Origin of the sequence: Pedobacter borealis DSM 19626 (assembly GCF_000708285.2) — a bacterium.
GTDB lineage: Bacteria > Bacteroidota > Bacteroidia > Sphingobacteriales > Sphingobacteriaceae > Pedobacter > Pedobacter borealis.
Window position 1 is genome coordinate 1 of record NZ_JAUG01000072.1, and the last position, 25452, is coordinate 25452.

Sequence of the window (25452 nt, forward strand, 5' to 3'; positions counted from 1 at the left end):
CTTTGCTTAACTGGCGTATACTCTGGACACTGTTCCTGAAAAGTATATCCAGATTCTTATTACCCCTGCTAATTAACCTTGAATCGGATAAACTCGTAAAACCTCGTGTTTGCATCCAACAAAGAAACAAATTATTCAGAAATGTGTCCACACGATAGGATTCATCGGGAGGCTCTCCGTAGGAGTCCTTTAGACAGCCTGATAGGTAGAATAACTAGCCTCTTCCACCAAATATCTTGGACAAAATCCAGATCAGTAGTGTAACCACTACTACAACTACAATTACGCCCACCCAAACGCCGGCTTTAAATATACCTTCTACTAGTTCACAACTGCTCAAGGTAGTGCATAAAAATGCGATCAGTGCTAAAGGAAATGCTTTTTTCATATTCATATTATTTGTAATAGCTAACATTGAATACGGGAGAAAGTTTTGGTAAATGACTCATTTGCCTGGAATCGTCCTGGTCGTGGTGTCAGATGTTACCATCTGACACGGTATTTAACATGCTTTTTGAAGGAACTGTTTCAATCCCAATTCAAAAAACAGCCAGATGGTAACATCTGGCTGCACATTTATCTTTTAGCCGTGGTGTCAGATGTTACCATCTGACACGGTATTCAACATACTTTTTGAAAGAACTGTTTCAATCCCAGTTCAAAAAACAGCCAGATGGTAACATCTGGCTGCACATTTATCTTTTAGCCGTGGTGTCAGATGTTACCATCTGACACGGTATTCAACATACTTTTTGAAAGAACTGTTTCAATCCCAGTTCAAAAAAACAGCCAGATGGTAACATCTGGCTGCGTATTTTTCTTTAAAAAATCGTCATTTAATTTCATTAACAGTCAGATGGTAACATCTGACTGCACAAATATAAATTCTTATTTTCCGTTCACTTTCAATAATTCAACCTCGAAGATTAAAGTGCTGTAAGGAGGGATATCCTGTCCTGCACCACGCGCTCCGTAAGCTAAATCATATGGAATGAAAAACTTGTATTTCGAACCGGCAGGCATCAATTGTACTCCTTCTGTCCAGCCTTTAATTACCTGGTTTAGTGGGAAAGAAATCGGTTCGCCTCTATCATAAGAGCTGTCAAATTGTTTTCCGTTCAATAATGTTCCTTTGTAATGAACCAATACCGAATCGGTAGCCTGTGGTTTAACGCCGGTACCAGCAGTTAAAACTTCGTATTGTAAGCCGCTTGCAGTTGTTTGTACACCTGCACGTTTTTTGTTCTGTTCTAAGAAATCTTGTCCTTCTTTCATAATTGGTGCATATTTAATTTTATTTGCTGCTTCTTCAGCTTTGTTTTTTACTGATGATGCCTTGGCTAATGCCTCGTTAATACATTGTTGTGCCTGTTGTTGATTGAGCACAACTTTACCGCCAGTAAATGCATCCTTCAAACCTTTTAGCAATACTTCGTAATTTAAGGTAGGCAGGCCGGTTGTTTTTAAACCTGCACCGATCGAGGTACCAAAAGCATAACTGGTAGAATCTAAAGGAGATTTTAATACGGTAAGCGTTGAAGTTTTACTGACTGGAATAGATTTCTTTGCAGCTGTTTTTTTTGCTGCGGTTTTGGTTTGTGCATAAGATGCAACAGCGATACCTGATAAACATACCGCTAGGAAAATTCTCTTCATTGAATATTTTATTTGTAATTAATTCCAACAGGTTTAAAATGGTGGATTATATTTTAAGGCCGAAAGATACAAAATAGATAAAACAATAAAACCCCGAATGTCCGGGGTTTTATTGTAAGTTTTTTGTGTTGAAAACTAGAAACGTTCATCTGCTTTGAAGAAGAAGTTACCTTCAATTTCTGCATTCTCATCAGAATCTGAACCGTGAACAGCGTTAGCATCGATTGATTTTGCATATTTCTGACGGATAGTTCCTTCTGCAGCCTCAGCTGGGTTAGTAGCACCGATCAATTTTCTGAAATCTTCAATGGCGTTGTCTTTTTCTAAAATAGCAGCAACAATAGGTCCTGAAGACATAAAGCTTACTAAATCTTTGTAAAAAGGACGCTCAGCGTGAACAGCATAGAACTGACCAGCAGTTTCGTCTGTAAGTTTAGTATATTTTAATGCGATGATTTTAAAACCAGCATTTGTAATGTCGTTAATGATCGATCCGATATGGCCGTTTGCTACTGCATCAGGCTTGATCATGGTAAAAGTTCTGTTAGTGCTCATTGTGCTTTTGATATCAATTTTTTGCAAAAATACGTTTTAATTGATGAATAATCAATAAACATTGTTTTTCGGTCGCGAATCAAGGTTAGTAATGGATAATTAGGCTTCAAATGGCTAACTGAGCTTTTTTTATGCTGTATAATCCTGTTAATCTCCATCTCTTTTAAAACTATGATCCTACTAATCCTAAAATCCTTTAATCCTAATCTAAATTTACTTAGCTTTGCAGCGCAAAAAATATATGCTTACACTAACTGAATTAAAAACATTATTGGCTACGCCACAACGAATTGTGATCACTACGCATCACAAACCCGATGGCGATGCGATAGGTTCATCTCTGGGGTTATATGGATATTTAATTCAAAAAGGCCATCATGTTAAGGTAATCACACCAACAGATTATCCTACCTTTCTGCATTGGATGCCAAATAATGGCGATGTAATTATTTTTACAGAGGAGCAAGAGAAGGCCGCCAAGCTAGTGGATGAAGCTTCGCTCATCTTTTGCCTTGATTTTAATGCCCTAAGCCGGATTAATGAATTAGGCGAATTGGTTAGAGCAGCAGGAGCAAAAAAAATCATGATCGATCATCACCTCGAACCTGAAGATTTTGATGATTACCGTCATTGGGATATTAACGCCTGTGCTGCTGCCCAGTTGGTTTACGATTTTATTGTTAACCAATTGGAGGATAAAGCTGGCATCAACAAAGATGTTGCAGCCTGTTTGTACACCGGTATCATGACCGATTCTGGATCTTTCCGTTTTCCTTCAGCTACAGCCGAGGTATACCGTATTGCAGCTGATTTGATAGATCTTGGTGCAGAGCACTGGAAAATCCACCAAATGGTGTACGATAACGCCAGCGAAAATCGCTTACGCTTTTTGGGTTATTGCTTATCAAACAAGTTAGAGGTTATAAGAGAATATAATACGGCCATAATTTCGGTTACAAAAGAAGAATTGGCACAATACCATAGCACAACCGGCGATACAGAGGGTGTGGTAAACTACGCGTTATCGATTAACGGCATCCGTTTAGCCGCATTAATTATTGAACGTCCGGATAAAGTTAAATTATCTGTTAGGTCTACAGGCGATTTTCCGGCCAACGAAATCTGTAAAAAGTATTTTAATGGCGGTGGCCATAGAAATGCGGCAGGTGGTGCAGCAGAAAAACCTTTAGTTGATGTAGTAAACGAATTTAAAACGATATTAGCAGAATATAAAGAACAATTGATTGCTTAAACACAAAAAATAAAACAATAAACTTAAAAAAGTCAAATTAAATAAATGAAAAAGGGAATTATTATTCTAGCAGCAGCCACTTTGGGTTTAGCGGCATGTAACAAAGAGAAAAAGGGAGCCGGTGGGTTATTGTATACCATTCACCACTCGGCAGGTAACGAGAAAATCAAAGAAGGCGATATCGTTAAAATGAATTTTATCCAGAAAAACGATAAAGATTCAGTTTTATCAAGCACTTTTGATAGCGAAACTCCTGCAGTATTTCCTGCACAGAAAAAAATGTATGCTGGTGATATGAACGATGTTTTGACATTGTTTGGAGAAGGCGATAGCGCTACTTTTAAAGTAAACTTAGATACTATGGCAGTTCATAGTAAACAACCTAAGCCGGAGCAGTTCAAAAATGATAAGTACATCACTTTTACAGTGAAAATCGAAAAAGTATTCAAGAAAAAAACTGGTGAAGCTGATTCTACTTTTAACAAAAGAGCACAGGAGTTTTTCCAGGCTGATTACAAAGCTACTTCAGAGAAAAAGAAAGCTGCTGAACCTGCTAAATTAAAAAGCTATTTAGAAGATACTAAATTAGAAACCAAAACTACTGCGAGTGGATTACACTACATTATAGAAAAACCGGGTAGTGCAGAAAAACCAGCTTTAGGCGATACCGTATTAATTGATTATACGGGTAGAGTAACTAAAAAAGGTAAAAATGGTAAATACAAAATCTTCGATACAAGTGATGAGAAATTGGCTAAAGCAGAAAACGAATTTAAACCAGGTAAACCTTACGGTCCTCAAAAAATGCCAGTTGGCGGTACAATCCCAGGATTTACTGAAGCTTTACAGTTAATTGGTAAAGGTGGTAAAATTAAAGTAATTATCCCTTCTAACTTAGGTTATGGCGAGCAAGGTGCACCTCAGGTCGGTATCATGCCTTTCAGCCCAATTGCTTTCGATTTAGAAATCAAAGATATTATTAAAGGAAAACCAGCTGCAGTAGCTCCAGTTCAAATGCCTGCCCCAGTAGTTAAAAAATAATTTCTTAAAAATATTTTAAAATCCTGCTTATTATTTAAGCAGGATTTTTTTGTTTATTATTTTTTAATACTGAGCCAAGAAATAAAACGTTTCAAAGATTTATAAAAACTTATTATAACCTATCTTTGTAGTGATCTAATAAAATAGTAGGCATTTTGAAAAAGATCTAGCTACTGTTTTTTAATAAATAAATTTAAATGAGGAACGGAATTATTATTCTCTTGGCGGCGGCACTAGGCCTGTCTGCCTGTAACAAATTCGAAAAGGGTGAAGGAGATATGACTTACAAGATCTATAAAAGTGACGGTAAGCCGAAAATTCAGGATGGCGATTATGTAAAGTTAAATGGTGTTCAAACGGTAGAAACCAATACCAATCCCGATTCGGTAATGGTAAATACATACGATAATGAGCGTCCGGCTTTCTTTGCCATTAGCAAATCGATGTTTAAAGGCGATTTAGCTTCAGGATTGAAACTGCTTGGTGAAGGAGACAGTGCTGTTTTTAAATTGAACCTGGATTCTATGGAAAAATATTCAGGCCAGCCAAAGCCAAAAGGACTAAAATCAAACATAGCTTCTTTTACGATTAAAATTGAGAAAGTATTGCATAAAGGGAAAGATCCCGATTCTATTTTCGAAGCGAAGAAACGACTTTTCTTTGAATCGGAGTACAAAGCGCTAAATGAAAAAAATAAAGTGGTAGAGCCTGCTAAAATTGCAAAATACGTGGCCGAGAATGATTTAAAGGTAACTACTGCGCCATCTGGATTGCAATATGTAATTTCTGCCCCAGGTAATTCTGAAAGAGCAGCTTTAACTGATACGGTATTAATGGACTACACAGGCCAGTTTACCAATAAAAAATCGAATGGAACATTAAATGTTTTTGATACTTCGAATGCTAAAATCGCAAAAGAAGCGGGAATCTTCTCCGAAAGTGTACAATATGTGCCGCGTAGCCTACCATTAGGGCAATTGCCGCAAGGCGTTATTCAGGGTATCCAACTTATTGGTGTAGGCGGTAAGATCAAAATGATTTTGCCATCGAGATTGGGTTTTGGTGAAAACGGTGGCGGACCAATTAATCCATTTACGCCATTGGTATTTGATGTAGAACTGAAAGGTATTATTAAACCAAATGTGGCAATACCGCTAAGCAAATAAAATACTTATCACAATATAAAAGCGCAAGGATCGGTAAATTTCAATACTGGTTTTGCGCTTTTTTTGTATTAAGAAATTGATAATTGTAGTTGCAAAATGATATTTTTGTTTAAATTAGATTAACAAAACAATTAATCATCCTTATTATCACTATGCGCTCAAGCAGTACTATTATGTTTCTGGGCCCGAAATTGATGCTGTTTAGCATATTTTTCACTCTGTTTATAAAGGATGGATATTATAATCATGTAATGGCTTCGTATGGTTACCCTACGCACAATAAAAACAACCACAGTATTTCCGAATGGCTTCACTTAACCGCTATACAAAAACGGGGCATTAATTTATTTAAAGAAGCTAAAAACAAATTGATACCTACCTTAGTTAAAAACATAAAATTTAAAGCTTTTGATAGAATATTGGGTAGGTTTTGAATAGAGATTAAACCTTTGTTTAAAAATCTCTTCAAACTGTTTTGCCTGAATTTCTGGTGAAAATGGTTAACGTTAAAACTAAACTTTATGGAGAAGATCAAGGTCTTTCTGATCCACGATTATGATGCATTAACAGATAATGTCGAATCCATTCTAAGTGATTCAGAAAGTATTGTTGTTGATGGCGAGGCCAATTCTGCTGCACTTGCCGTACAATTGATCAGGACTAAAACGCCAGATATTGTGTTTGCCGATGTTAGTGTTAGCGAGAAGGTCGGAGCTGATTTAACTAAATTGATTAAAAGAGAATTCCCCAAAATTAAAGTTATTGTACTTTCTATACAGGATGATTTTATCAATATTTCGAAAATGATCAAGTCTGGAGCAAATGGCTATCTTTTAAAAAGTGTAAAGTTTCACGAACTGCATAAAGCAATTAATAAAGTTATGCTTGGCGAAACCTATGTGCAAAATTCCATTACGGCTAAATTTATTAATGGTTACCAGCGCGAAAATCATACAGAAGAGGTAAACAGCTTGTCGCCGCGCGAAGTAGAAATTATTAGGTTGATTGCCAAAGAATACACTTCTGCGGATATTGGCAAGATGTTATTTATTTCGGAACATACAGTAGAAACCCATCGTAAAAATATATGGCGTAAAACTGGCGTTAAATCAATTGTTGGTTTGCTGAATTTTGCGCACGAGCATCAGCTGATTTAATAAAGGCCTGATTTTTAAAGTTACATGGTCTTTTTTTCGACTTTAATAACTATGGATCTGCAAACTATTAGAAGAATTGAAACGATAGATCATTCTGGAAATTAAATCCAATCTTTAAAAGGACTAACTGTTAAATTGGAATTATAATATTGTTCTTCTTCAGTAACTTCTCTGCTTACCCAGTCTGGCAAGTCAAATATTTCGTCTTCACTGTCAAGTTCAATTTCAGCCACAATCAGGCCTTTATTAGCGCCTAAAAATACGTCTACTTCCCAAAGCTTACCGCTAAACGGGATTTCGTAGCGGGTTTTAGAAAGTTCAGATAAAGAGAAATTATCCAATAATTCGGTGGCCTCGGTAACCGGGATCTCATATTCGTATTCCATCCTTGTGGCCCCTATTGTTTGACCTTTTATGGTTAAAAAGCCTTTGGTTTCTGTTGCCCTAACACGTATGGTTTTATCTTTATCTGTAAGCAGATAGCCTTGCCTGAAAAGCATTCCCTTTGGTTTGCTCAGGTTATCCCACTGCTGCTGATCGATCAAAAATTTGCGCTCTATTTCTTTTCCCATGCTGATCTTTATTATCTCGCTCTTTTTTGTAAATCGGCAATAGGCATACTGATCAGTCTTCCGATGGGTTGTTTACCACGATAGGTAATTACACGTAACATACTGGCATCTTTTGGTGCCTGTAATGCGGCTGTGTATTTCGGATAAAAGCGATCGGGAGTAGAGTTGTCGAAGCTATAATAGATATCCAGACCGTCTATTTCTGGCGTTAATTCGATCATTAATTGTTTATCTGCACTGCGTTTCACCGTGAAAATAGGATCGTAAATAGCAGGGGAATACTTAATCTCTGCCAAATCTAATCGTTTGAAATGCTGTTGTGTACGATCAACGAAATTTGCCCAGTTTTTCTTTTCAATCGGACTCCAGATCGATTCGGCAATGGCAAACGCACGTGGCCAAACCATGTATTCTACCTGGCGGAAAGTAAATACCTGCTCCGTCCAAAGGTTGGCCTGGGCCCCAATCACATACTGCGCATTTACGCCCGCCGGAACAGGATTAAACTGATAGGCTTTATTTAACCTTAGCGAAGCATATACTTTTGGCTCTGTAATGGCATCAGCCTGCATGTAATCCAAATATGCAAAATCAGTCGGACTCATTACCACATTGTGTTTTTCGTTCGCCGCCTCAATACCATATTTCATTCCTCTCCAGCTCATTACAGCTGCTGTTGGCGATACACCACCCTCGAGGATTTCGTCCCAGCCCATAAATTTTTTGCCTTTCGAAATTACGATCTGTTCTACACGTTTTTCAAAATATGCCTGAACCTGAGGAATGGTTTTTAAACCTTCGCGAAGCATTAAGGCTTTAACCTGGTCGTTCTTTTCCCAGAAATTATGAGGTGCTTCGTCACCACCCATGTGGATGTACTCGAAAGGAAAAAGTTTCGCTATCTGGGTAAGTACCGAATCTAAGAACACGTAAACTTTTTCGTTTGCCGGGCAAAGCGTATTATCAAGCAAAGCTGTTGGAGGCGCACCACGGCTCCAATCCATTATTTTCTCGCCTGAGCGCACTTTATAATTAACCGCATCGGGTGTACAGGATAATTCAGGATAAGAGGCGATAATGGCTAAACTATGTCCCGGAACATCGATTTCTGGTAATATGTTTACAAAACGTTCTTGTGCATACTGAACAAGTTCTTTAATATCTTCTTGTGTGTAAAAGCCACCGTAAGTACGGGGTTCGTCAGCAGTAGGTGGGATGAAATCGCCGAAAGTTCCGGTTTTTTTAACGCTCCAGGCACCTATTTCGGTTAATTTAGGTAAGCCTTTAATTTCGATCCTCCAACCTTCATCATCTACAAGGTGTAAATGCAAGAGGTTAAATTTATAGCGTACCATATCGTCAATAAACTGTTTTACTTCTTGTTTAGTAAAAAAGTGACGCGCAACATCGAACATTAAGCCTCTCCAGCCCAATTTTGGATAATCTACTACATCAACGCAAGGTGCTTTCCATTTAATGCCGCTTACCTGTTCTTTACTTTCTATTTCGGCCGGGAAAAGTTGAAGCAATGACTGAACACCATAAAAAATTCCTGCAGGCTGATTTGCGGTGATGACAACCTGAGTGGGGTTAACATTTAGTCTATAACCTTCTTTACCGAGTTGCGTATCTTCTTGCGTATTAAGGATCAGTTTGATGGTAGGATGGCTCGAATTACTCACTGTGCTTACAAATTTCCCTGTAGCGGTAGTAATCCGCTCAGAAAGGTAAGCGATAGATTGTTTTAATTCCCCACTTTTAACGGTCTGGATAGTTATATTTTCTGGCAAGGTAAAAGTACCTGCCTTTTTCATTAGGGATACAGGCTCGGGGATGATGGCAATTGGTGTTTGCACAACCGCGCTTTCGGAATCGCCGATTTCAGTTTCTGTAACAATAGATTGAGCGAAGGTATTGGCTGCTAAAAAACAGCAGGAGATAATCAGGAATAATTTTTTCATTAAAATAATTAAAACGGGTTAACCGGATAAGTATAATCCGCAATTTATTAAAAAAGATTTTAATTGAGAGAATTTGAGCAATGGGAAAATGATCAATGGGACAAAGTAAAAAGTTTTGTCATTCTGAACGTAGTGAAGAATCCTTGAGCGATGAAATCTAGGCTCTGATGGCGAATGTTCTTTCTCTAGCGTACAACAACTGAAGTATTAAAGTCAATTCGATCCTTTCCCTGATAAAATCTTCTTACTTAAAAGATTCTTCACTACGTTCAGAATGACACAGTGAAGGAATAGTTGCTGAAGAAGCGAAACTATTAATCAATTTACAAAAATTGCCTTAACCATTCTCTCGCTTTCTCATCATCCGTAAATAATTTAATTGGGATAGGAGGGGTTTGAAACTTAAAGAGGATCTTCATAATTAATTGGGCTAAACCGCGTTTCGAAACCATCGCCATAGCCGTATAAATTTGAGGCAATTGCTCCGTAGAAAATTTTCGTGTTTCTTTGTCTGGAACAGGAGAATTTTTTAAGTAAATTAACAGTGGAACTTTCTTATTCGCAGTAATTTTCTTCACCAGCGCCACATTAGCCGCAATATTTTCTACTGTACGTAAAATGCTTTTACTGTAAGAAATGAGTATTCCATCATCTGTTAACAAATAATCGGCAATTTCGCCTTCAATAAGTTGTTTGTCACTATCGTTTTCCATTTATTATCCCCTTAAATAATAGCCTTTTGGTTTAGTAAAAGCCCTTAATCCCTGATGTGATAGGGTAGCGCCAATACCCGAATATTTTCTTCCGCTCCAGGGCAGTGCTGCACTCACTCTGTCGCAGCAATTCCAATAACCCGAACCCGAGTCAAGCTGTGATAGTATTTTTTCAGCCCTTGCCTGATCGGCTGTATAAACCGATGCAGTTAAGCCATAGTCTGTATCTTTCATCATATTTAAGGCCTCTGCATCGTCTTTCACCTTCATAATTCCGATAATCGGTCCGAAACTTTCTTCCTGCATCACCAGCATATCATTGGTAACATCTGTGAGCACTGTTGGTTCAAAATAATAGCCCTTTCCTGCAATGGCCTTTCCGCCAGTTAATAATGTTGCACCTTTACTTAAGGCATCCTTAATTTGGTTTTCCAATACCAAAATCTGCTCTTTCCGTGTTAAGGCACCAATATATACACCATCGGTTGTCGGTTGGCCCATTTTCCAGCGCTTAACTTCGGTAACAAAGGCATTTAAGTAATTTTCATAATTTTTCTCATGCACATAAATGCGCTCAACTGAACAACAACTTTGTCCGTTATTGTAAAAAGCGCCATCAGCCGTACCAATAGCAGCAGAAGCAACATCGGTTACGTCTTCGGCAATGTACAACGGATCTTTTCCGCCTAACTCCAATTGACAGGGAACCATTTTTGCCGCTACTTTTTCGTAGATAAATTTTCCTGTTTTATAGGAGCCAGTAAAGAAATAACCATCAAAACCCATTTCTAATAATGCTGCTCCCGTTTCTTTTGCGCCAATAGCGATATGGAAAACATCATCGGGGACCCCTGCTTTTTTTAACATTTTTTCAATCTCGATTCCGGTTAAGGTGGCATATTCTGAGGGTTTGTACATTACAGCATTGCCACTCAATAAAGCTGGGATAAATACATTTACCCCAACCAGATAAGGGTAATTCCAGGCTGAGATATTACAAACTACACCGAGCGGTTCGTATTTAATGATTTCTTTGAGTCCTGGTTCATCGGTCATTATTTCATCGGCCAGGTATTTTTCGGCATTGGTCAACATCCATTTGATGCGGGCTCTTGCGCCATTAATTTCGTTGCGCGATTGTTGGAGTGGCTTGCCTACTTCGCTGGTTAATACCGATGCCAATTCTTCTATGCCAGTTTCCAGTAAATCACTAAACCGGGCAATAATCGAAACCCTTTCGCTAAGGGTTTTGTTGGCCCACTGTGGTTGAGCTTTTTTTAAAGTATCTAGTTTAGTTTGAAGCGTAGAAGAGTTATCTTCCGCTAAACTGGTTATAATTTCTTCCGTTGCTGGGTTGATGATCTGCATCTTTCCTATTGATTATTGCCACGGAAACACAGAAATCACGGAAAATAATTGTTACTCCGTGCTAACCATTGTCTCCGAGCGATTATTTATTGTGGTTAACGATTGAATTTATAAATGCACTATGTATGTTTTTGCTGAAGGGCCCTTGCTGGTCTTTTAACCGCTCAGGGTGCCATTGTACAAATAACAAAAAGGATTTCCCTTCAGGTTCCATCCGCTCCATGGCTTCTGTAACACCATCTGGTGATATTGCGCTCACCACCAAACTTTTCCCTGTTTTATCGGTGCTTTGGTGATGGTTACTGTTTACCAAGCCTTTATCTGTATTCACGATCTGGTTGAGCCATGAGGAAGGATTGATGATGATTTCGTGATAACGGTCTGATTTATCGTGCATTTTTGAATGATCGAATTTTCCCCAGGTTGGGATATCAGGAATTAAAGTTCCGCCAAAAAACACATTACCCACCTGCATGCCCCTACAAATGCCTAAAACAGGGATAGAATTGGCTTCGGTATAGGTTAAAACCTTAAATTCAAACTCGTCACGCTTTTCATCAATATCATCATCATAACAGTAAGGATAATATTCAGGCTGATTGTAAAAACGGGGGTGAACGTCTTCTCCTCCTGTTAAAACGATCCCATTGCATTTTCTGACCTCATCGAAGTTGTTGAGCTTGTACCCCAGCTGGATTACCTCCACATTTTTGTTGTAGGATAAAACCCAATCCCGATAGATGTCGAATTTACTACAGTCGGTAACACCAATTATTATTTTATCAGACATATTAATTAATTCACTTATTTTTCCTTCGGGGTGATTACACTCATTTTTCCTTCGGCATGATTACACAGATTTTGGGATTACACTGATTTTATAAGGCGCTATAATCCTAAAATCCTATAATCTTTTCATCCTAATCCTAGCCTATAGTGCACTTAAGTACAATTGTTTAAAATCTTCTCTGCTTACCGGTTTAGGATTGTTTGGATGTGCAAAATCTGCAAAGGCTAAATCGGCAAGTGTTTCTATATGTTCATTTTTAACGCCAATATCACTCAATTTATGCGGAATATTCACTTTTGTATTTAAATCGAACAGATATTTTACAACAGCTTCACCATTTTCATCCTTGAGATCCAACGTACGGGCAATTTTTTTAAAACGATCTTCAAAACCAGCAACATTGAACTGCATACCATAAGGAATATTCACTGCATTAGCCAATCCGTGATGGGTATCTAACAATGAAGAAAGCGGATGCGCAAGTGAATGCACTACACCCAAACCTTTTTGAAAAGCAATTGCGCCCATCATCGAAGCCATTAACATTTTACTGCGGCTTTCTAAATCAGGATTGTTGGTTGCCCGTTCCAAAGCATCTTTGATCAACGAAATTCCCTCCAGTGCAATTCCATCACACATCGGGTGGAAATTTTTAGCCAGATAAGCTTCCATGTTGTGAGTTAGGGCATCCATACCTGTTGCGGCAGTGATAAATGGGGGTAAATCCATAGTTAACCCCGGGTCTGCAAATACAATCTGCGCCATTAATTTTGGCGAGAATAGGATTTTTTTCTGGTGGGTTTCATCGTCGGCAATAATTGCGCTTCGGCCAACCTCACTTCCGGTACCAGATGTGGTTGGGATGGTGATAAAATGTGGAACATCGTTCGTTACGTAGATATCGCCGCCGATTAAATCATCATACTTGAATAAATCCTCGCGGTGATTAACGCGGAGTACAATTGCACGGGCAACATCTAAAGCTGCACCACCACCAATACCAACTATACTGTCGCGATTGGTAGCATCCCAAACATCAGTGCCTTTATAAACATCACTTTTTACCGGGTTTTTGTGGATGTCGCTAAAAACCTCAACAGCAATACCCTTTGCCTTTAAATCTTCAACAATGGTTTTAAAAAAGGGAAGTTGCGCGATGGTGGGATCGGTTACAATTAATGGGGCCTTTAAATTGTTCTTACTTAAGTAGGCGGGCAATTCTTTTACTGCGCCAGCACCAAAACGAATGGTTGTAGGGAAATTAAACTGATGGATTTTATCAAATATCATGACAATTGTTTTTTATGTTTACGTCATGCTGAATTTATTTCAGCATCTATTCTGCAAAAGATTCTGAATCAAGTTCAGAATGACGGCTATTGATGTTTAAAATAACGATTCTACAAACTAAATAATTTCTAAATATCTTTTCAGTTCCCAATCGGTTATTACTTTAGCATATTGTTTACATTCCCATTCGCGGGTCATGGTAAAATGATCAACGAAATCTTCGCCCAACAATGCTGCGACCAGATCAGAATTTTTCATTTTCTGTGTAGCATCAAATAAATTACGCGAGAGTGTTCCATTCGATAAATCGGTATATCCGTTTCCTTTGGTGGCCGGTTGTTCGAGTTTTAATTTATTTTTAACACCGTACATTCCGGCAGCCAAACAGGCCGAAAGTGCTAAATAAGGATTGGTATCTGAACCCACTATGCGGGTTTCTAAACGCGAAGCCTTTTTGCTTCCTGGTAGCGCACGTAATGCCGTTGTACGGTTATCGATTCCCCATGTTACCGTAGTTGGTGCCCATGCGCCTTCAACTAAACGTTTGTAACTGTTTATGGTAGGGGCAATCATTGGTAAAAGGTATGGAAGGCAATGCAATTGACCAGCGATATAACTTTTCATTATTTCGCTCATTTTAGCTGCATCTTTTTCATCATAGAACAAATTGATCTTCTTGTCTGCATCCCAGAGGCTTTGGTGCACATGACCACTGCATCCTGGTAAGTTTTCGCTTATTTTGGCCATAAATGTGGCGAGGATGCCATGTTTATAGGCGATTTCCTTTACGGCTGTTTTAAATAATATGGCCTGGTCGGCAGCTTGCAAGGCAGGAGCATATTTAATGGCAGCTTCGTAAACCCCCGGCCCGGTTTCGGTATGCAAACCTTCAATCGGGATATCGAATTTATTTAGCAGTTCGAACAGATCGCTCATAAACTCGTTTCGGTAGGTGCTCCTTAAAATGGAGTAACCAAACATGCCTGGGCTTAAAGGTTTTAAATTAACGAAACCTTTCTCCTGGATTGTCTCTGGCGTTTCCGAAAAATTGAACCATTCAAATTCTTGTGCAAAAAGAGGTGAAAATCCTTCACTTTCGCACTGGGCAATTATTTTTTTTAATAATTGTCGCGGGCATACAAAATTTGCCTGATCCTGATCGTCAATAAAATCGCCCAAAAAGAACGGCACGTCATTTTCCCAGGGAATTTTCCGAAAGGTACTCAAGTCGATTTTAACCTGTGCATCGGGATAGCCGGTATGCCAACCTGTATATTTTCCATTTTCGTATGCCACATCACCTGCATCCCAACCAAAGGTAACATCACAGAAACCCAATCGGCCTTCAACCAGGGATGCGAATTTTTCGGCAGCTACATATTTCCCCCTTAAAATACCGTCGATATCGGCAACAGCTAATTTTACTTTTCTAGAGGGATGATTTTTAACATAATCCAGAATTTCTTTGCTCGTATTCATTAATCTGCCTTTTTAAATATTTTATATAGAAGAAATATGCCCAAAACAATACCCGAATAAATTAAACCCAATTTAAGATTATAAATCAGCATTGCGATGAAAGAAACGCAGGAAATAATTAAGGCAATAATGGGAAATAAAGGATAAACCGGGGTTTTGAAAGGCCGTGCCATTTCTGGTTGATTTTTCCGCAGTACCATTACCGAAATCATCGAGATGATATATAAAGTTAATGCACCAAATACAGAAATGATAATAATTTCGGCCGTTTTACCTGATAAAAGTGCGATGATCCCAATCACCATATTGCCAATTAATGCATTTGCAGGTGTTTGGAATTTAGGAGAAATTTTTCCGAGGATAGCTGGGATACTTTTTACACGGCCCATCTCGTAAGTAGAACGGCCGGCTGCCAAAACCAAGCCATGAAAGGAGGCTACCAGGCCAAATAACCCAACCGTGATGAGTAAATGATACATCAGGTGGTTATCGCCTGTAATCATCGAAAGGGCAAGTGGTAAAGGCGAATCAGAGGTTTCGCCCGATTTTCCATTTTTATACACAATGGCTTCCCAGCCGCCAATGCCAATAGTGGAGATAAAAACCAGAACACATAAAACAACCAATGTAAATATGCCCCAGCCAAAACCCTTGCTGATATCGCGTTGTGGGTTTTTGGTTTCTTCTGCTACATTTGCAACGCCTTCAATACCCAGAAAAAACCAGATGGCAAAAGGGATGGCAGCAAAAACACCGCTCCAGCCATTCGGGAAATTGTTATGGACCAGGCTTTCTGCATGAAATTTAGGCAATGTAATGCCTGAGAACAATAACAGCTCGCCAACGGCCAAAATGGTAATAATTACTTCGAACGAAGCCGCAGCTTTTACACCGTATATATTTAGGGCAGTAAAGATAAAGTACACCGCAATTGCACTGGTGAGAATGGGTACCTGTGGAAAGAAGGCATTAAAATAAGCGCCAATGGCAAATGCAATGGCGGGTGGTGCAAATATAAATTCAACCATTTGGGCAATGCCAGCAATAAAACCGATGTTTTTGCCTAGTGCGGTATTGGCATAATCGAAAACGCCACCAGCCTTTGGTATAGCACAGGCCAGTTCGGCATAGCTAAAACTAAAGGTAACATACATCACCATAATGGCAACTGTTGCAATGGCCATACCCAGTGTACCACCTTTTTCGAGGCCTAAGTTCCAGCCGAAATACATTCCCGAAATCACATATCCAACGCCAAGTCCCCATAACATAAAAGGGGTAAGTGTTTTTTTTAAGCTATCTTTTTGTTCCATTGGCAGGATGTATAAGATTGAAATAGGTTTATATTATTTGCTCGAAAATGATAAACTATTAGCTTCGGTATCTGATGTTTAAAGTAGTAATTATTTTTTAGTTAAGGAGAGAATATATTTCGTTTTTGGTTAAAAATAAAAAACCAATGCCTGGGCATTGGTTTCAATAAAATTCGTTAAGAATAAGCTGTTTTGGCTATTCCGAATCGCGATTTTTGTTCACGATCTGGCTGTCTCTCGTATTTTTCTGCACCGTAATGGCGCCAAATAGAGAGAGTAAAAAGGCAAAGGCATAAAATCCTTTTTCGCTGGGTAGCAAAGTAGCATTCCATAAACCAATTACCAATAAAGTGATGGTTAAGAGCGTAGAAAACCAACTGATACCGTAATAAATTTCAGTAACCGGAATTCCTTCCAATTTATCGCGAACAGCTTTTTGTAAAGAGATTACGGCGAAAAGGCCAAACATCAATACGGTAAAATAATATCCTTTTTCATTGAGAAGCATATCAGAACGCCACAGGCCTACAATAAAGCCGATCATTCCGATACCTAATGCAATCCAGGCGGCAGCCACGAATGCATTCGATGGTTTTTGATTCATTGTTTTGAGATTTAATTTAATTCAATAGACAACGCTAAAGATTGACAAAAGGTATAAAAATTAAAAGACAGTATCTTAAATTATTTTGGAAGACCAGCAGCTTGGGCAGAAAAAATCAAACAAAATCCTATCTTTTGCATTATAGCTGTATAATCTTATCTTAGTTATATGCGAAAATTGCTTACTTCTGCCCAAATGCGTGGTGCCGATCAGTTTACGATTGCCAATAAGCCAATAGCATCAATCGATCTGATGGAGAAAGCTGCGAGGGCTTTTGTTCAAACTTTTTTAAGAGATGAGTTCGATACCAATAAAAGCGTGGCTATATTCTGCGGAAAGGGAAATAATGGAGGAGACGGACTGGCTATTGCACATTTGCTTATTGCTAACGGATACGAGAATATAAAAGTTTACATTGTCGACTTCAGTAAAAAACAGAGCGACGATTTTGCCATCAACCTACAACGGATTGAAGAAACGAGATGCAAAAAAACGATTGTCAACCAGGTTTCTGACGTAAAGAATCTGAAAGCCGATTTAATTATCGACGCCATTTTAGGCTCTGGTTTAAATAAACCTTTAAGCGGAGAATATGAACAACTGGTTCAGGTCATTAACAAGCTGAATAAAAAAGTGTATGCAGTTGATGTACCCACTGGTTTTTTTGCGGAAGGCAAGCTGCCTAAAGAATACAACGGTATAAAAGCCTATAAAACAATTTGTTTTCAAAGGCCGAAGATTAACTTTTTCTTCCCCGAGTCGGCCATGGCGACTGAAAAATATGAGGTGGTTGATATTGATCTGGATGAGGCTTTTATCCAAAAACAAGAGGCAGATTTTTATTTGGTGGAAGAAAGTGATATTGAAAAGATCCTGAAGCCCCGAAAATTGTTCAGCCATAAAGGTACTTACGGCCACGCACTGATTATCGCGGGAAATACCAATACCATGGGTGCGGCTTTATTGTCTACGATGGCCTGTTTACACACAGGGGCGGGATTAACCACAGCCTGTATCCCACAGAGCGGATTAACCGCCTTAAACACCACTTTACCAGAAGTAATGGCGCTGCCAAGGGACGAATACACGAGGATAGAGAACCCCAAGAAATATCAGGCAATTGCTATTGGCCCGGGTTTAGGTACTGAGGCTGAGAATGAAAAACTGCTCGAAAGCTTGATTATGGCCAACCAAGCAATGATTATTGATGCCGATGCTTTAAATATTCTGGGCGAAAGGCCCGATCTAATCGATAAACTTGCCGCAAATACCATTCTTACCCCACACATGAAAGAGTTCGATCGGTTATTCGGGGAACATGATAACTGGTGGGACAGGGTGCAAAAGGCTATAGAACAGGCCAGACAACAGAAGATTGTTATCGTGCTTAAAAACCAGTATACTTTTATCTGCCTGCCTACAGGTAAAGTCCTCATCAATCCTACGGGCAATGCGGCAATGGCGCAAGGGGGAATGGGCGATATTCTTACGGGCATTATTGCAGGCTTTGTAGCACAGCAATATTCGGCAGCAGATGCCGCTATCTTAGCTTGTTACATTCATGGAAAAGCCGGTGATCATTTAGCGCACGAACACTTTGTAGTTACTGCCTCGCAGGTTGCAACCCGGGTGTCGAAAGAAATTAAAGTGCTCATATCCAATTAGTTTGTTTATCGTTGGTTAGCCACAATTGTGAAGAAAAATCGGTATTAATCTACTATACTTCTAGTTTATAATTTATAGTTTAAGGGAATCTTTAAAATAACAGATATCTTAAAAACGGTTACAGGTAATCAACCGGTATATACCGACCCTAATGCTACAGTAGCCTGGTCTGAAAACTTAACACCAAACATTAAAACCAATTTAACTTTCGGTTCTTTTATCGGAAGAGGAAGTGGCGAATCTTTCCAATTAGAATTTTTTGGCGAGGGGTGGATTTTGGTACAGCCTTACGAAGAGGTGAAATACGCAGCGAAGTCTTAATAGTAGCATCGTCATCTCGACCGCAGCGTTCCAAAGAAACTCCTTTGGAGGAGAGATCTTTATGACAAGGTCTCTCTGCATGCGTTAATCAGGTATTGCACTTCTTTCAGCAGAAATATTTATCCACTTTTTTGGAAAGCACATGCAGAAGCATTTAGGCAACGATAGTCCTGCCATTCGCTTTACCGCTCTGCGTTCGGTGTTCGCTGCTGTCAGGTTTAGGCGGCGCGGCCATTCATCCTATTTAGGGCTGCAGGGCGCAAAACCTATGACTTAATAGGCTATCCTCTTATTTGCAAGAGGGGATTGGTACAGCCTTACGAAGAGGTGAAGTACGCAGCGAAATCTTAATATAGTAGCATCGTCATTCCCAACTTGATTGGGAATCGTAATGCAATAGGCTTTAAGATTCCCGCCTGCGCGGGAATGACGGTGTACTGCTTACAAAAAGCAAAAGTCCCGGCATTTTATCAATGTCGGGATTTTAATATAATTGATTAAATTATTTCTATTTAAACACCGCCCATTACGGTTAATTTATCCATTGTTGGATTAACACTTCCGCCCATAGGCTCTATTGTGACTGCAAAGGCCTGTGCTTCCTGAATGGCCTGCATTTTTACCAATGCTTCGTTATTGGCTGAATCCGTTTTTCCGAATACGCCTAAACTTACTGGTTTGCCGTTTACCAAAGCCCATAACTGATATTGATGTGCTGCATCGGTTTTTGGTAAATCCATTGCTACATAGTTAATCAGCACACTTTTATCTTTTTTGTTCCAGTAAACTTTCATTTTAGCGCTCGGGCTAAAAGCCTGGCCAGCCATTCTGATGGTTGCCCATTCTTTGCTGTCGGCCATGGCAGCCATATTATCTAAACCCTGGTTTTCAAACTCTAACTTGCTTACTACGCCAGCAAATTTTTGTTTATCAAGGTTCAAACTCGCAATTTGGTCGTGTGCGGCATTTAGTTTGTTATAGGTAATAAACAATGCCGCTGTACTTACTACCAATAAAGCTATACAGGCAACTAAGGCGTAACGCAAAGTTCTTACTTTGGCATCACTTCCATCTAAACGTATAATTCTTGGTTCTTCTGTATAAATTGGTTCGGGTTGAACATTCACATTCTCTTCAACTTCACTTAACCCCAACTTTTCGAATAATCTTGTTTCTACATCTGCAGATGGTTCTACAGCATTTTGCATAGCATATTGTTCCATAGCTTGCTCAATGGCAGCTATTTCATCTCTTACCTCAGGGTGTTGAGATGCCATTTCCTCAACCTGCAACGCTTCTTCAGGTGATAAATCACCTAAAACGTACAGCTCAAGTACTCCAGATTCGATATATGCTTTTAAATTTTCCACGCTCAATTAAAATTCCTTCTCAATTCAATAATAGCCAACCGGATCCGGGTTTTCACCGTACCTAATGGCAGATCTAACTTTTCTGCGGCTTCCACATGGGTGAAACCCTTGTAATAAACTAAATCAAGAACTGCTTGTAGATCCGGTTTAAGGTTCTCCACAAGTTGCTTAACTCCAAGAATATCAGGATTAAACGTTACCTTGTTTTGTTCATCAACGAAACTTACGTTATTTTCTATATCTTGGTTTTTGAGTGAATTCTTAAAGTCTTTAGAACGTAGTTTGTCGATTGATAAATTGCGGGCAATGTTCATCATCCACGTAAACAAACGTCCTTTGGTATTGTCATAGTGTGCAGCAGATTGCCAGATTTTTACAAAAGTTTCTTGTAGTACATCTTCAGCAAGCTCTGTATGGGTGATAATGCGCGAAATAACGCCATAAAGCGCTGGCGAATACATGCTGTACAGTGTTTTTAGAACCGCGGGATCTTTCGACTGCAGTGCTTGAACAAGTTCAGGCTCAGTTAGGGTTATTTTTTTTAATGCGGTCACTATTGGTTACTAAGATACAATACACAACAGTAAAAGCAAAAAAATGTTTTAGAAAGGCACTCCAGGAAGGAGTGCAACTTTTAAAGCGTTATTAAACCTGCATTGCCAGTAAATTAAGCAATCCCCTCAATTGGAAAAAGGTGTTTTTCTGCATGATAAGATGAACGTACCAACGGGCCACTTTCTACATACTTTAAACCTTTTGCTAAACCAGCTTCTTTATACATCGCAAAAGTATCCGGATGGATCCAGTCTACAACAGGATGGTGATTACGTGTAGGTTGTAAGTATTGCCCTAAGGTTAAGATATGTACACCATTTGCAACTAAATCGTCCATGGCTTCGAAAATATCTTCTTCGGTTTCGCCTAAGCCGAGCATAATACCTGTTTTTGTTCTTAAACCAAATTCAGAAATTCTTTTTAAAGCCTCTAAACTTCTGTCGTATTTAGCCTGGATCCGCACTTGTTTGGTTAAACGCTTAACCGTTTCCATATTGTGCGAAACCACTTCTGGTCTTTCTTCCAATACGCGGTATAAATTATCCCACTGACCTTTAAAATCGGGGATTAAGGTTTCTAAAGTAGTAATTGGACTTTCTCTGCGGATAGCCTGCAGGGTTTCTGCCCAGATGATTGAGCCTCCATCTTTTAAATCATCGCGATCTACCGAAGTAATTACACAATGTTTAACGCCCATTAATCTTACCGAATCGGCAATGCGGTTAGGCTCGTCAACATCAACTGCTAAAGGGCGGCCTGTGGCTACAGCACAGAAAGAACAGCTACGGGTACAGATATTACCCAAAATCATGAATGTTGCCGTGCCTGCACCCCAACATTCGCCCATATTAGGACAATTTCCGCTTTCGCAGATGGTATGGAGCTTGTGCGTGTCTACTAAACTGCGAACTTGTGCATATTCTTTACCAACGGGTAATTTTACACGCAACCAATCTGGTTTACGTTTTACTTCAGTTACAGCAGGTACTACCGGTAAATCAATCATGGTACAAAGTTAATGAATAGGATTGAAATGTTACAATGCAGAAATGTTTGAAGGTTGTAATAATTGGGGGCTATTGCTTAATTGTTCGAACAGGTTAATCGGTTAATTGTGGGGCGGCTAACTTGCGAAGTCTGGCCGGGCAGGGGCGGAGCTAGACTTCGCAAGTTTAGCAAGGACCTGCCTGTGGTTGTCAGATATTTCTGTCTGACACTATTGAAAAAATTAAACCACATTCATTTCAAACGCGATCTGTCGTTTATTTTCCTTAAAGCCAAGCCGCTCATAAAATTTGTGGCTTTCGGTGCGTTTGATGTTACATCTTACTTTTAGTTTTTTTACCTGATGCGCTTTCGCCCAAAAGCTTACATTTTCGATCAACTGCTTCCCGATTTTTAGGTTTCGGTAATTTTCATCCACAATTAAGCCTCCAATTTCGATAAATGGATCAGATTCTATCCTTAATGTATAAAAACCGTGAATCCAGCCTACTACTTTGCCATTAACTAAAGCAACAAATGCGCAGTTTTCGTTACTATTATGAATGCGTTTAATTCTGGCTGATGTTTGCGTCAGATGGTAACATCTGACAGCACACCGCATGCCAGGCCAACTTGCGAAGTCTCACAAGGGCAGAGGCTGGATAGACTTCGCAAGTTAGCGACGGTTTTTAAAGCCAAAAGCACAGAAATAGCCAAGCTAAACCCTATTGAAGCGGCAGCCTGAGCCCCTTCGGCGCAGCTATAGCGGAAAAGGGACTGCTGTACCAGATAAGCAGTAATGCACCTTTTCTAGTGTTTGAGAAAAATCAACCCTATAAATAAATTTTGTTTTACTGTCAGATGGTAACATCTGATAGCACGGATAAATTTCTCTGATCTGAACCATTTTTTACTGATGTTTTGATAGATGAAGCTAAAATTAAAGATTAAATTTTGTTTTTACCGTCAGATGGTAACATCTGACAGGACACCGCGTGCCAGGCCAACTTGCGAAGTCTCACAAAGCCATAGGCTGGGCAGACTTCGCAAGTTTAGCGACGGTTTTTAAAGCCAAAAGCACAGAAATAGCCAAGCTAAACCCTATTGAAGCGGCAGCCTGAGCCCCTTCGGCGAAGCTACAGCGGAAAGAGGGACTGCTGTACTCCATAAGCAGTAATGCACCTTTTCTAGTGTTTGAGAAAAATCAACCCTATAAATAAATTTTGTTTTACTGTCAGATGGTAACATCTGACAGCACGGATACTGCACGGAACCTGTTTATAAATGTTAGTTAAAAATCATAAGCGAAACATTGCAACTTTTAACGTTTTAACTTTCTAACTTAATCTTACATTTGCAATATGAATACTGGCTTACAGCTTTATAATACGCTTTCGCGCAAAAAAGAACTTTTCCAACCCTTAAATGCACCCAATGTTGGGATGTATGTTTGCGGTCCTACTGTTTATAGTGATGTGCACTTGGGCAATTGCCGCACGTTTATATCTTTCGATTTAATTTTCAGGTACCTTAAATATGCTGGTTATAAGGTGCGTTATGTACGTAATATAACAGATGCAGGTCACTTAGAGGGCGATAGGGACGAGGGCGACGATAAGTTTGCAAAACGTGCAAAATTAGAGCAGCTTGAGCCAATGGAAATTGTACAGAAGTACACTTTAGGTTTCCATGATGTAATGCGCATGTTCAACACGCTGCCGCCAAGTATCGAACCTACCGCTACAGGGCACATTATTGAGCAGATCGAAATGATTAAAGTAATTATAGCTAACGGTTACGGTTATGAGATTGATGGCAATGTGTACTTTGATGTAGAAAAATATAGCAAGGAATATAATTATACCATTTTAACCAACCGCAATCTGGAAGACATGCTGAACAATACCCGCGAACTGGGTGGACAGGATGAGAAACGTGGAAGGTTAGACTTTGCGCTATGGATAAAAGCGAAACCAGAAACCCTGATGCAATGGCAATCGCCATGGGGCATGGGTTTTCCGGGCTGGCATATTGAATGTTCGGCCATGAGTGCTAAATATTTGGGCGCCGAATTTGATATTCATGGTGGTGGAATGGATTTGGCGGCAACACACCATACCAACGAAATTGCACAATCTGAGGCTTGTAGCCATAAACAACCTGCACGCTATTGGATGCATACCAATATGCTTACCGTAAACGGTACGCGGATGTCTAAATCGGCTGGCAATGGTTTTCTTCCTTTAGAGTTATTTACGGGTGATCACGCTTTATTGAAAAAAGGCTTTAGCCCGATGACGGTTAAGTTTTTCATGTTGCAGGCACACTACCGCAGTACATTGGATTTCTCGAATGAAGCTTTAGATGCTTCGGAAAAAGGATTCCGCCGCTTAATGGCTGCTATTGGTTTGTTAGATAAGTTAACAGTTTCTGAACAGAACGATTTTGATATCGATGCATTGAAAGAGAAATGCATCCATGCGATGAATGACGATTTTAACAGTCCGATTTTGATTGCCGAACTGTTTGAAGCGGTAAGGATTATCAATACCGTTTACGATGGTAAGGGCAAAATCTCTGCAGAAGCATTAGAAAAGTTGAAGCAACTGGTTAACGATTTCGTATTCGATATATTAGGACTGAAAGATGAAGATGCCGGAGGTAACGACTTAAATGGCGTTCTGGATATGGTGATTAACTTAAGGACGGAAGCGAAAGCGAATAAAGATTACGCCACTTCCGATCGTATACGTATTGGCTTGCAGGAGTTGGGAATCCAGCTTAAAGACGGCAAAGAGGGAACGACCTGGAGTAAAGCGTAGTTAGTCCTGAGTCTACAGTCCAAAGTCACAACTCGATTTTAATAATGAGAAAAATTGGTTTAGTAGGCGGTATTAGCTGTGTATCTACTATAGATTACTACCGTTTTACAAATGAGGGTGTAAATGAGCGTTTGGGTGGCTTAAATTTCGCCGAATGTTTGATTTACTCCCTTAATTTTGGCGATGTTCAGGACAAAACCTGGGAAGGATCGTTTGATCTTTTGCTCAATGCTTGCGAAAGTTTAAAACGAAGTGGGGCAGAAGCAATTGTACTCTGCGCCAATACCGCCCATATTTTTGCCGATTCAGGATGATTTTGATATTCCCGTTTTTGATACTACTAAAATCCATTGCGAGGCCATTGTGGATTATATGCTTTCGTAACTATTCATTCATTTATTGCGCGTTCAAAGAGCGATGAGTTAAGGGCAGGAAAACAAATCTCATAGGTTTTTAGGCTCATCAAGAAATCCGTCTCCCTTAAAGAGCGACGCGGAATAGGTTAAGTGTAGAAAACAAATCCTACACATTTGGACTCACCAAGAAATTTGTCCACCTTTGAACTATCGTGTGGACACATCTTTTGGTTTGGTTTTTATTCGTTTTGCTAACCAACTCTAATAAAACACAGGTTTAACCGAAGAGCACCGTCAATCCCAAGGGCCGGAGAAATCAAAAAAACAGTTGCAGGAAAGAACAAATAGCATTGCCAAACCTAAAACGCAGTGGTTTTGTGTTCATAGAGGTTGATTAAAGCTTTAATAAGTATTGAACACAAACCCCGGAGGGCTCAATCAGCCCAAAGAAAACACAAACAA

24 protein-coding genes are annotated in these 25452 nt (G+C 39.4%); 8 read left to right on the forward strand and 16 right to left on the reverse strand.

The genetic code is table 11. The features are described from left to right. Positions 1–214: 214 nt before the first annotated feature. The 3 genes from AW17_RS17060 to AW17_RS17070 form a co-directional block, all read right to left on the reverse strand. Positions 215–388 carry a hypothetical protein gene (locus AW17_RS17060; RefSeq protein WP_245235093.1) on the reverse strand — a complete coding sequence of 58 codons (174 nt, stop codon included), beginning with the start codon at positions 386–388 and terminating at the stop codon, positions 215–217. 500 nt (positions 389–888) lie between these two features. After that, complete coding sequence (gene bamJ / locus AW17_RS17065) at positions 889–1656, reverse strand: BamJ family beta-barrel-assembly machinery protein (RefSeq protein WP_029278472.1); 768 nt, start codon at positions 1654–1656, stop codon at positions 889–891. A 135-nt stretch (positions 1657–1791) separates the two neighbouring features. Beyond that, entirely contained in the window at positions 1792–2211 is a 420-nt protein-coding gene (locus tag AW17_RS17070; protein ID WP_025144153.1) for a nucleoside-diphosphate kinase, read from the reverse strand. A gap of 241 nt (positions 2212–2452) precedes the next feature. Between AW17_RS17070 and AW17_RS17075 the strand changes: the two genes are divergently transcribed. The 4 genes from AW17_RS17075 to AW17_RS17095 all read left to right on the forward strand — a co-directional run bounded on the left by AW17_RS17075 (position 2453) and on the right by AW17_RS17095 (position 6827). Next, complete coding sequence (locus tag AW17_RS17075; RefSeq protein ID WP_029278474.1) at positions 2453–3463, forward strand: DHH family phosphoesterase; 1011 nt, start codon at positions 2453–2455, stop codon at positions 3461–3463. A 45-nt stretch (positions 3464–3508) separates the two neighbouring features. Further along, entirely contained in the window at positions 3509–4504 is a 996-nt protein-coding gene (locus AW17_RS17080; RefSeq protein ID WP_029278475.1) for an FKBP-type peptidyl-prolyl cis-trans isomerase, read from the forward strand. 197 nt (positions 4505–4701) lie between these two features. Further along, on the forward strand, positions 4702–5670 hold the full coding sequence (locus tag AW17_RS17085) for an FKBP-type peptidyl-prolyl cis-trans isomerase (RefSeq protein ID WP_029278477.1): 969 nt from the start codon (positions 4702–4704) through the stop codon (positions 5668–5670). A gap of 521 nt (positions 5671–6191) precedes the next feature. Further along, on the forward strand, positions 6192–6827 hold the full coding sequence (locus AW17_RS17095) for a response regulator (protein WP_051691917.1): 636 nt from the start codon (positions 6192–6194) through the stop codon (positions 6825–6827). A 101-nt stretch (positions 6828–6928) separates the two neighbouring features. Here AW17_RS17095 and AW17_RS17100 read toward each other — a convergent pair whose 3' ends face one another. The 9 genes from AW17_RS17100 to yiaA all read right to left on the reverse strand — a co-directional run bounded on the left by AW17_RS17100 (position 6929) and on the right by yiaA (position 16917). Beyond that, positions 6929–7399 carry a CYTH domain-containing protein gene (locus AW17_RS17100; RefSeq protein WP_029278481.1) on the reverse strand — a complete coding sequence of 157 codons (471 nt, stop codon included), beginning with the start codon at positions 7397–7399 and terminating at the stop codon, positions 6929–6931. An 11-nt stretch (positions 7400–7410) separates the two neighbouring features. After that, positions 7411–9360, reverse strand: coding sequence for a beta-N-acetylhexosaminidase (locus AW17_RS17105; protein WP_029278482.1), 1950 nt, complete (start codon positions 9358–9360; stop codon positions 7411–7413). Positions 9361–9683: 323 nt separating this feature from the next. Further along, entirely contained in the window at positions 9684–10073 is a 390-nt protein-coding gene (locus AW17_RS17110; protein ID WP_029278484.1) for a SpoIIAA family protein, read from the reverse strand. A gap of 3 nt (positions 10074–10076) precedes the next feature. Further along, positions 10077–11441, reverse strand: a complete 1365-nt coding sequence (locus tag AW17_RS17115; RefSeq protein ID WP_029278485.1) for an aldehyde dehydrogenase family protein — start codon at positions 11439–11441, stop codon at positions 10077–10079. Between the two features lie 82 nt (positions 11442–11523). Further along, a complete protein-coding gene (locus AW17_RS17120; RefSeq protein ID WP_029278487.1) occupies positions 11524–12231 on the reverse strand; it encodes a gamma-glutamyl-gamma-aminobutyrate hydrolase family protein in 708 nt (235 codons plus the stop codon). 141 nt (positions 12232–12372) lie between these two features. Further along, entirely contained in the window at positions 12373–13521 is a 1149-nt protein-coding gene (locus AW17_RS17125; RefSeq protein WP_029278489.1) for an iron-containing alcohol dehydrogenase, read from the reverse strand. A gap of 117 nt (positions 13522–13638) precedes the next feature. Further along, the gene (locus AW17_RS17130) at positions 13639–15000 is read right to left on the reverse strand and encodes a glutamine synthetase family protein (protein ID WP_029278491.1); all 1362 of its coding nucleotides are present in this window, start codon (positions 14998–15000) and stop codon (positions 13639–13641) included. Next, positions 15000–16313, reverse strand: a complete 1314-nt coding sequence (gene eat, locus AW17_RS17135; RefSeq protein ID WP_029278493.1) for an ethanolamine permease — start codon at positions 16311–16313, stop codon at positions 15000–15002. The genes AW17_RS17130 and eat overlap by 1 nt, the downstream gene beginning before the upstream one ends. Before the next feature lie 196 nt (positions 16314–16509). Beyond that, positions 16510–16917: an inner membrane protein YiaA gene (gene yiaA / locus AW17_RS17140; RefSeq protein WP_029278495.1), complete on the reverse strand. Its 408-nt coding sequence runs from the start codon at positions 16915–16917 to the stop codon at positions 16510–16512. Between the two features lie 168 nt (positions 16918–17085). Here yiaA and AW17_RS17145 point away from each other — a divergent pair, with 168 nt between their 5' ends. Continuing rightward, entirely contained in the window at positions 17086–18582 is a 1497-nt protein-coding gene (locus AW17_RS17145) for a bifunctional ADP-dependent NAD(P)H-hydrate dehydratase/NAD(P)H-hydrate epimerase (RefSeq protein WP_029278497.1), read from the forward strand. 105 nt (positions 18583–18687) lie between these two features. Next, a complete protein-coding gene (locus tag AW17_RS23775; protein ID WP_245235094.1) occupies positions 18688–18903 on the forward strand; it encodes an AIM24 family protein in 216 nt (71 codons plus the stop codon). 512 nt (positions 18904–19415) lie between these two features. Here the strand turns inward: AW17_RS23775 and AW17_RS17150 are convergent. From AW17_RS17150 to AW17_RS17165, 4 genes are all read right to left on the reverse strand, one after another. Further along, complete coding sequence (locus AW17_RS17150) at positions 19416–20273, reverse strand: anti-sigma factor (RefSeq protein ID WP_036670282.1); 858 nt, start codon at positions 20271–20273, stop codon at positions 19416–19418. Positions 20274–20275: 2 nt separating this feature from the next. Further along, positions 20276–20827, reverse strand: a complete 552-nt coding sequence (locus tag AW17_RS17155; protein ID WP_029278500.1) for an RNA polymerase sigma factor — start codon at positions 20825–20827, stop codon at positions 20276–20278. Positions 20828–20940: 113 nt separating this feature from the next. After that, complete coding sequence (lipA, locus tag AW17_RS17160) at positions 20941–21834, reverse strand: lipoyl synthase (protein ID WP_029278501.1); 894 nt, start codon at positions 21832–21834, stop codon at positions 20941–20943. A 222-nt stretch (positions 21835–22056) separates the two neighbouring features. Continuing rightward, entirely contained in the window at positions 22057–22434 is a 378-nt protein-coding gene (locus AW17_RS17165; RefSeq protein ID WP_051691918.1) for a GNAT family N-acetyltransferase, read from the reverse strand. Positions 22435–23173: 739 nt separating this feature from the next. Between AW17_RS17165 and cysS the strand changes: the two genes are divergently transcribed. Together cysS and AW17_RS17175 are read left to right on the forward strand one after the other, a co-directional pair. Beyond that, positions 23174–24634 carry a cysteine--tRNA ligase gene (gene cysS, locus AW17_RS17170; RefSeq protein WP_029278504.1) on the forward strand — a complete coding sequence of 487 codons (1461 nt, stop codon included), beginning with the start codon at positions 23174–23176 and terminating at the stop codon, positions 24632–24634. Between the two features lie 44 nt (positions 24635–24678). Continuing rightward, positions 24679–24948, forward strand: a complete 270-nt coding sequence (locus AW17_RS17175; protein WP_209444281.1) for an aspartate/glutamate racemase family protein — start codon at positions 24679–24681, stop codon at positions 24946–24948. Positions 24949–25452: the final 504 nt, after the last annotated feature.

Excerpts from the sequence above, each read along its gene's own strand:
- AW17_RS17060 (WP_245235093.1), bottom strand. The coding sequence starts at position 388 with ATGAAAAAAGCATTTCCTTTAGCACTGATCGCATTTTTATGCACTACC.
- bamJ (WP_029278472.1), bottom strand. The coding sequence starts at position 1,656 with ATGAAGAGAATTTTCCTAGCGGTATGTTTATCAGGTATCGCTGTTGCA.
- AW17_RS17070 (WP_025144153.1), bottom strand. The coding sequence starts at position 2,211 with ATGAGCACTAACAGAACTTTTACCATGATCAAGCCTGATGCAGTAGCA.
- AW17_RS17075 (WP_029278474.1), top strand. The coding sequence starts at position 2,453 with ATGCTTACACTAACTGAATTAAAAACATTATTGGCTACGCCACAACGA.
- AW17_RS17080 (WP_029278475.1), top strand. The coding sequence starts at position 3,509 with ATGAAAAAGGGAATTATTATTCTAGCAGCAGCCACTTTGGGTTTAGCG.
- AW17_RS17085 (WP_029278477.1), top strand. The coding sequence starts at position 4,702 with ATGAGGAACGGAATTATTATTCTCTTGGCGGCGGCACTAGGCCTGTCT.
- AW17_RS17095 (WP_051691917.1), top strand. The coding sequence starts at position 6,192 with ATGGAGAAGATCAAGGTCTTTCTGATCCACGATTATGATGCATTAACA.
- AW17_RS17100 (WP_029278481.1), bottom strand. The coding sequence starts at position 7,399 with ATGGGAAAAGAAATAGAGCGCAAATTTTTGATCGATCAGCAGCAGTGG.
- AW17_RS17105 (WP_029278482.1), bottom strand. The coding sequence starts at position 9,360 with ATGAAAAAATTATTCCTGATTATCTCCTGCTGTTTTTTAGCAGCCAAT.
- AW17_RS17110 (WP_029278484.1), bottom strand. The coding sequence starts at position 10,073 with ATGGAAAACGATAGTGACAAACAACTTATTGAAGGCGAAATTGCCGAT.
- AW17_RS17115 (WP_029278485.1), bottom strand. The coding sequence starts at position 11,441 with ATGCAGATCATCAACCCAGCAACGGAAGAAATTATAACCAGTTTAGCG.
- AW17_RS17120 (WP_029278487.1), bottom strand. The coding sequence starts at position 12,231 with ATGTCTGATAAAATAATAATTGGTGTTACCGACTGTAGTAAATTCGAC.
- AW17_RS17125 (WP_029278489.1), bottom strand. The coding sequence starts at position 13,521 with ATGATATTTGATAAAATCCATCAGTTTAATTTCCCTACAACCATTCGT.
- AW17_RS17130 (WP_029278491.1), bottom strand. The coding sequence starts at position 15,000 with ATGAATACGAGCAAAGAAATTCTGGATTATGTTAAAAATCATCCCTCT.
- eat (WP_029278493.1), bottom strand. The coding sequence starts at position 16,313 with ATGGAACAAAAAGATAGCTTAAAAAAAACACTTACCCCTTTTATGTTA.
- yiaA (WP_029278495.1), bottom strand. The coding sequence starts at position 16,917 with ATGAATCAAAAACCATCGAATGCATTCGTGGCTGCCGCCTGGATTGCA.
- AW17_RS17145 (WP_029278497.1), top strand. The coding sequence starts at position 17,086 with ATGCGAAAATTGCTTACTTCTGCCCAAATGCGTGGTGCCGATCAGTTT.
- lipA (WP_029278501.1), bottom strand. The coding sequence starts at position 21,834 with ATGATTGATTTACCGGTAGTACCTGCTGTAACTGAAGTAAAACGTAAA.
- AW17_RS17165 (WP_051691918.1), bottom strand. The coding sequence starts at position 22,434 with ATGCGGTGTGCTGTCAGATGTTACCATCTGACGCAAACATCAGCCAGA.
- cysS (WP_029278504.1), top strand. The coding sequence starts at position 23,174 with ATGAATACTGGCTTACAGCTTTATAATACGCTTTCGCGCAAAAAAGAA.
- AW17_RS17175 (WP_209444281.1), top strand. The coding sequence starts at position 24,679 with ATGAGAAAAATTGGTTTAGTAGGCGGTATTAGCTGTGTATCTACTATA.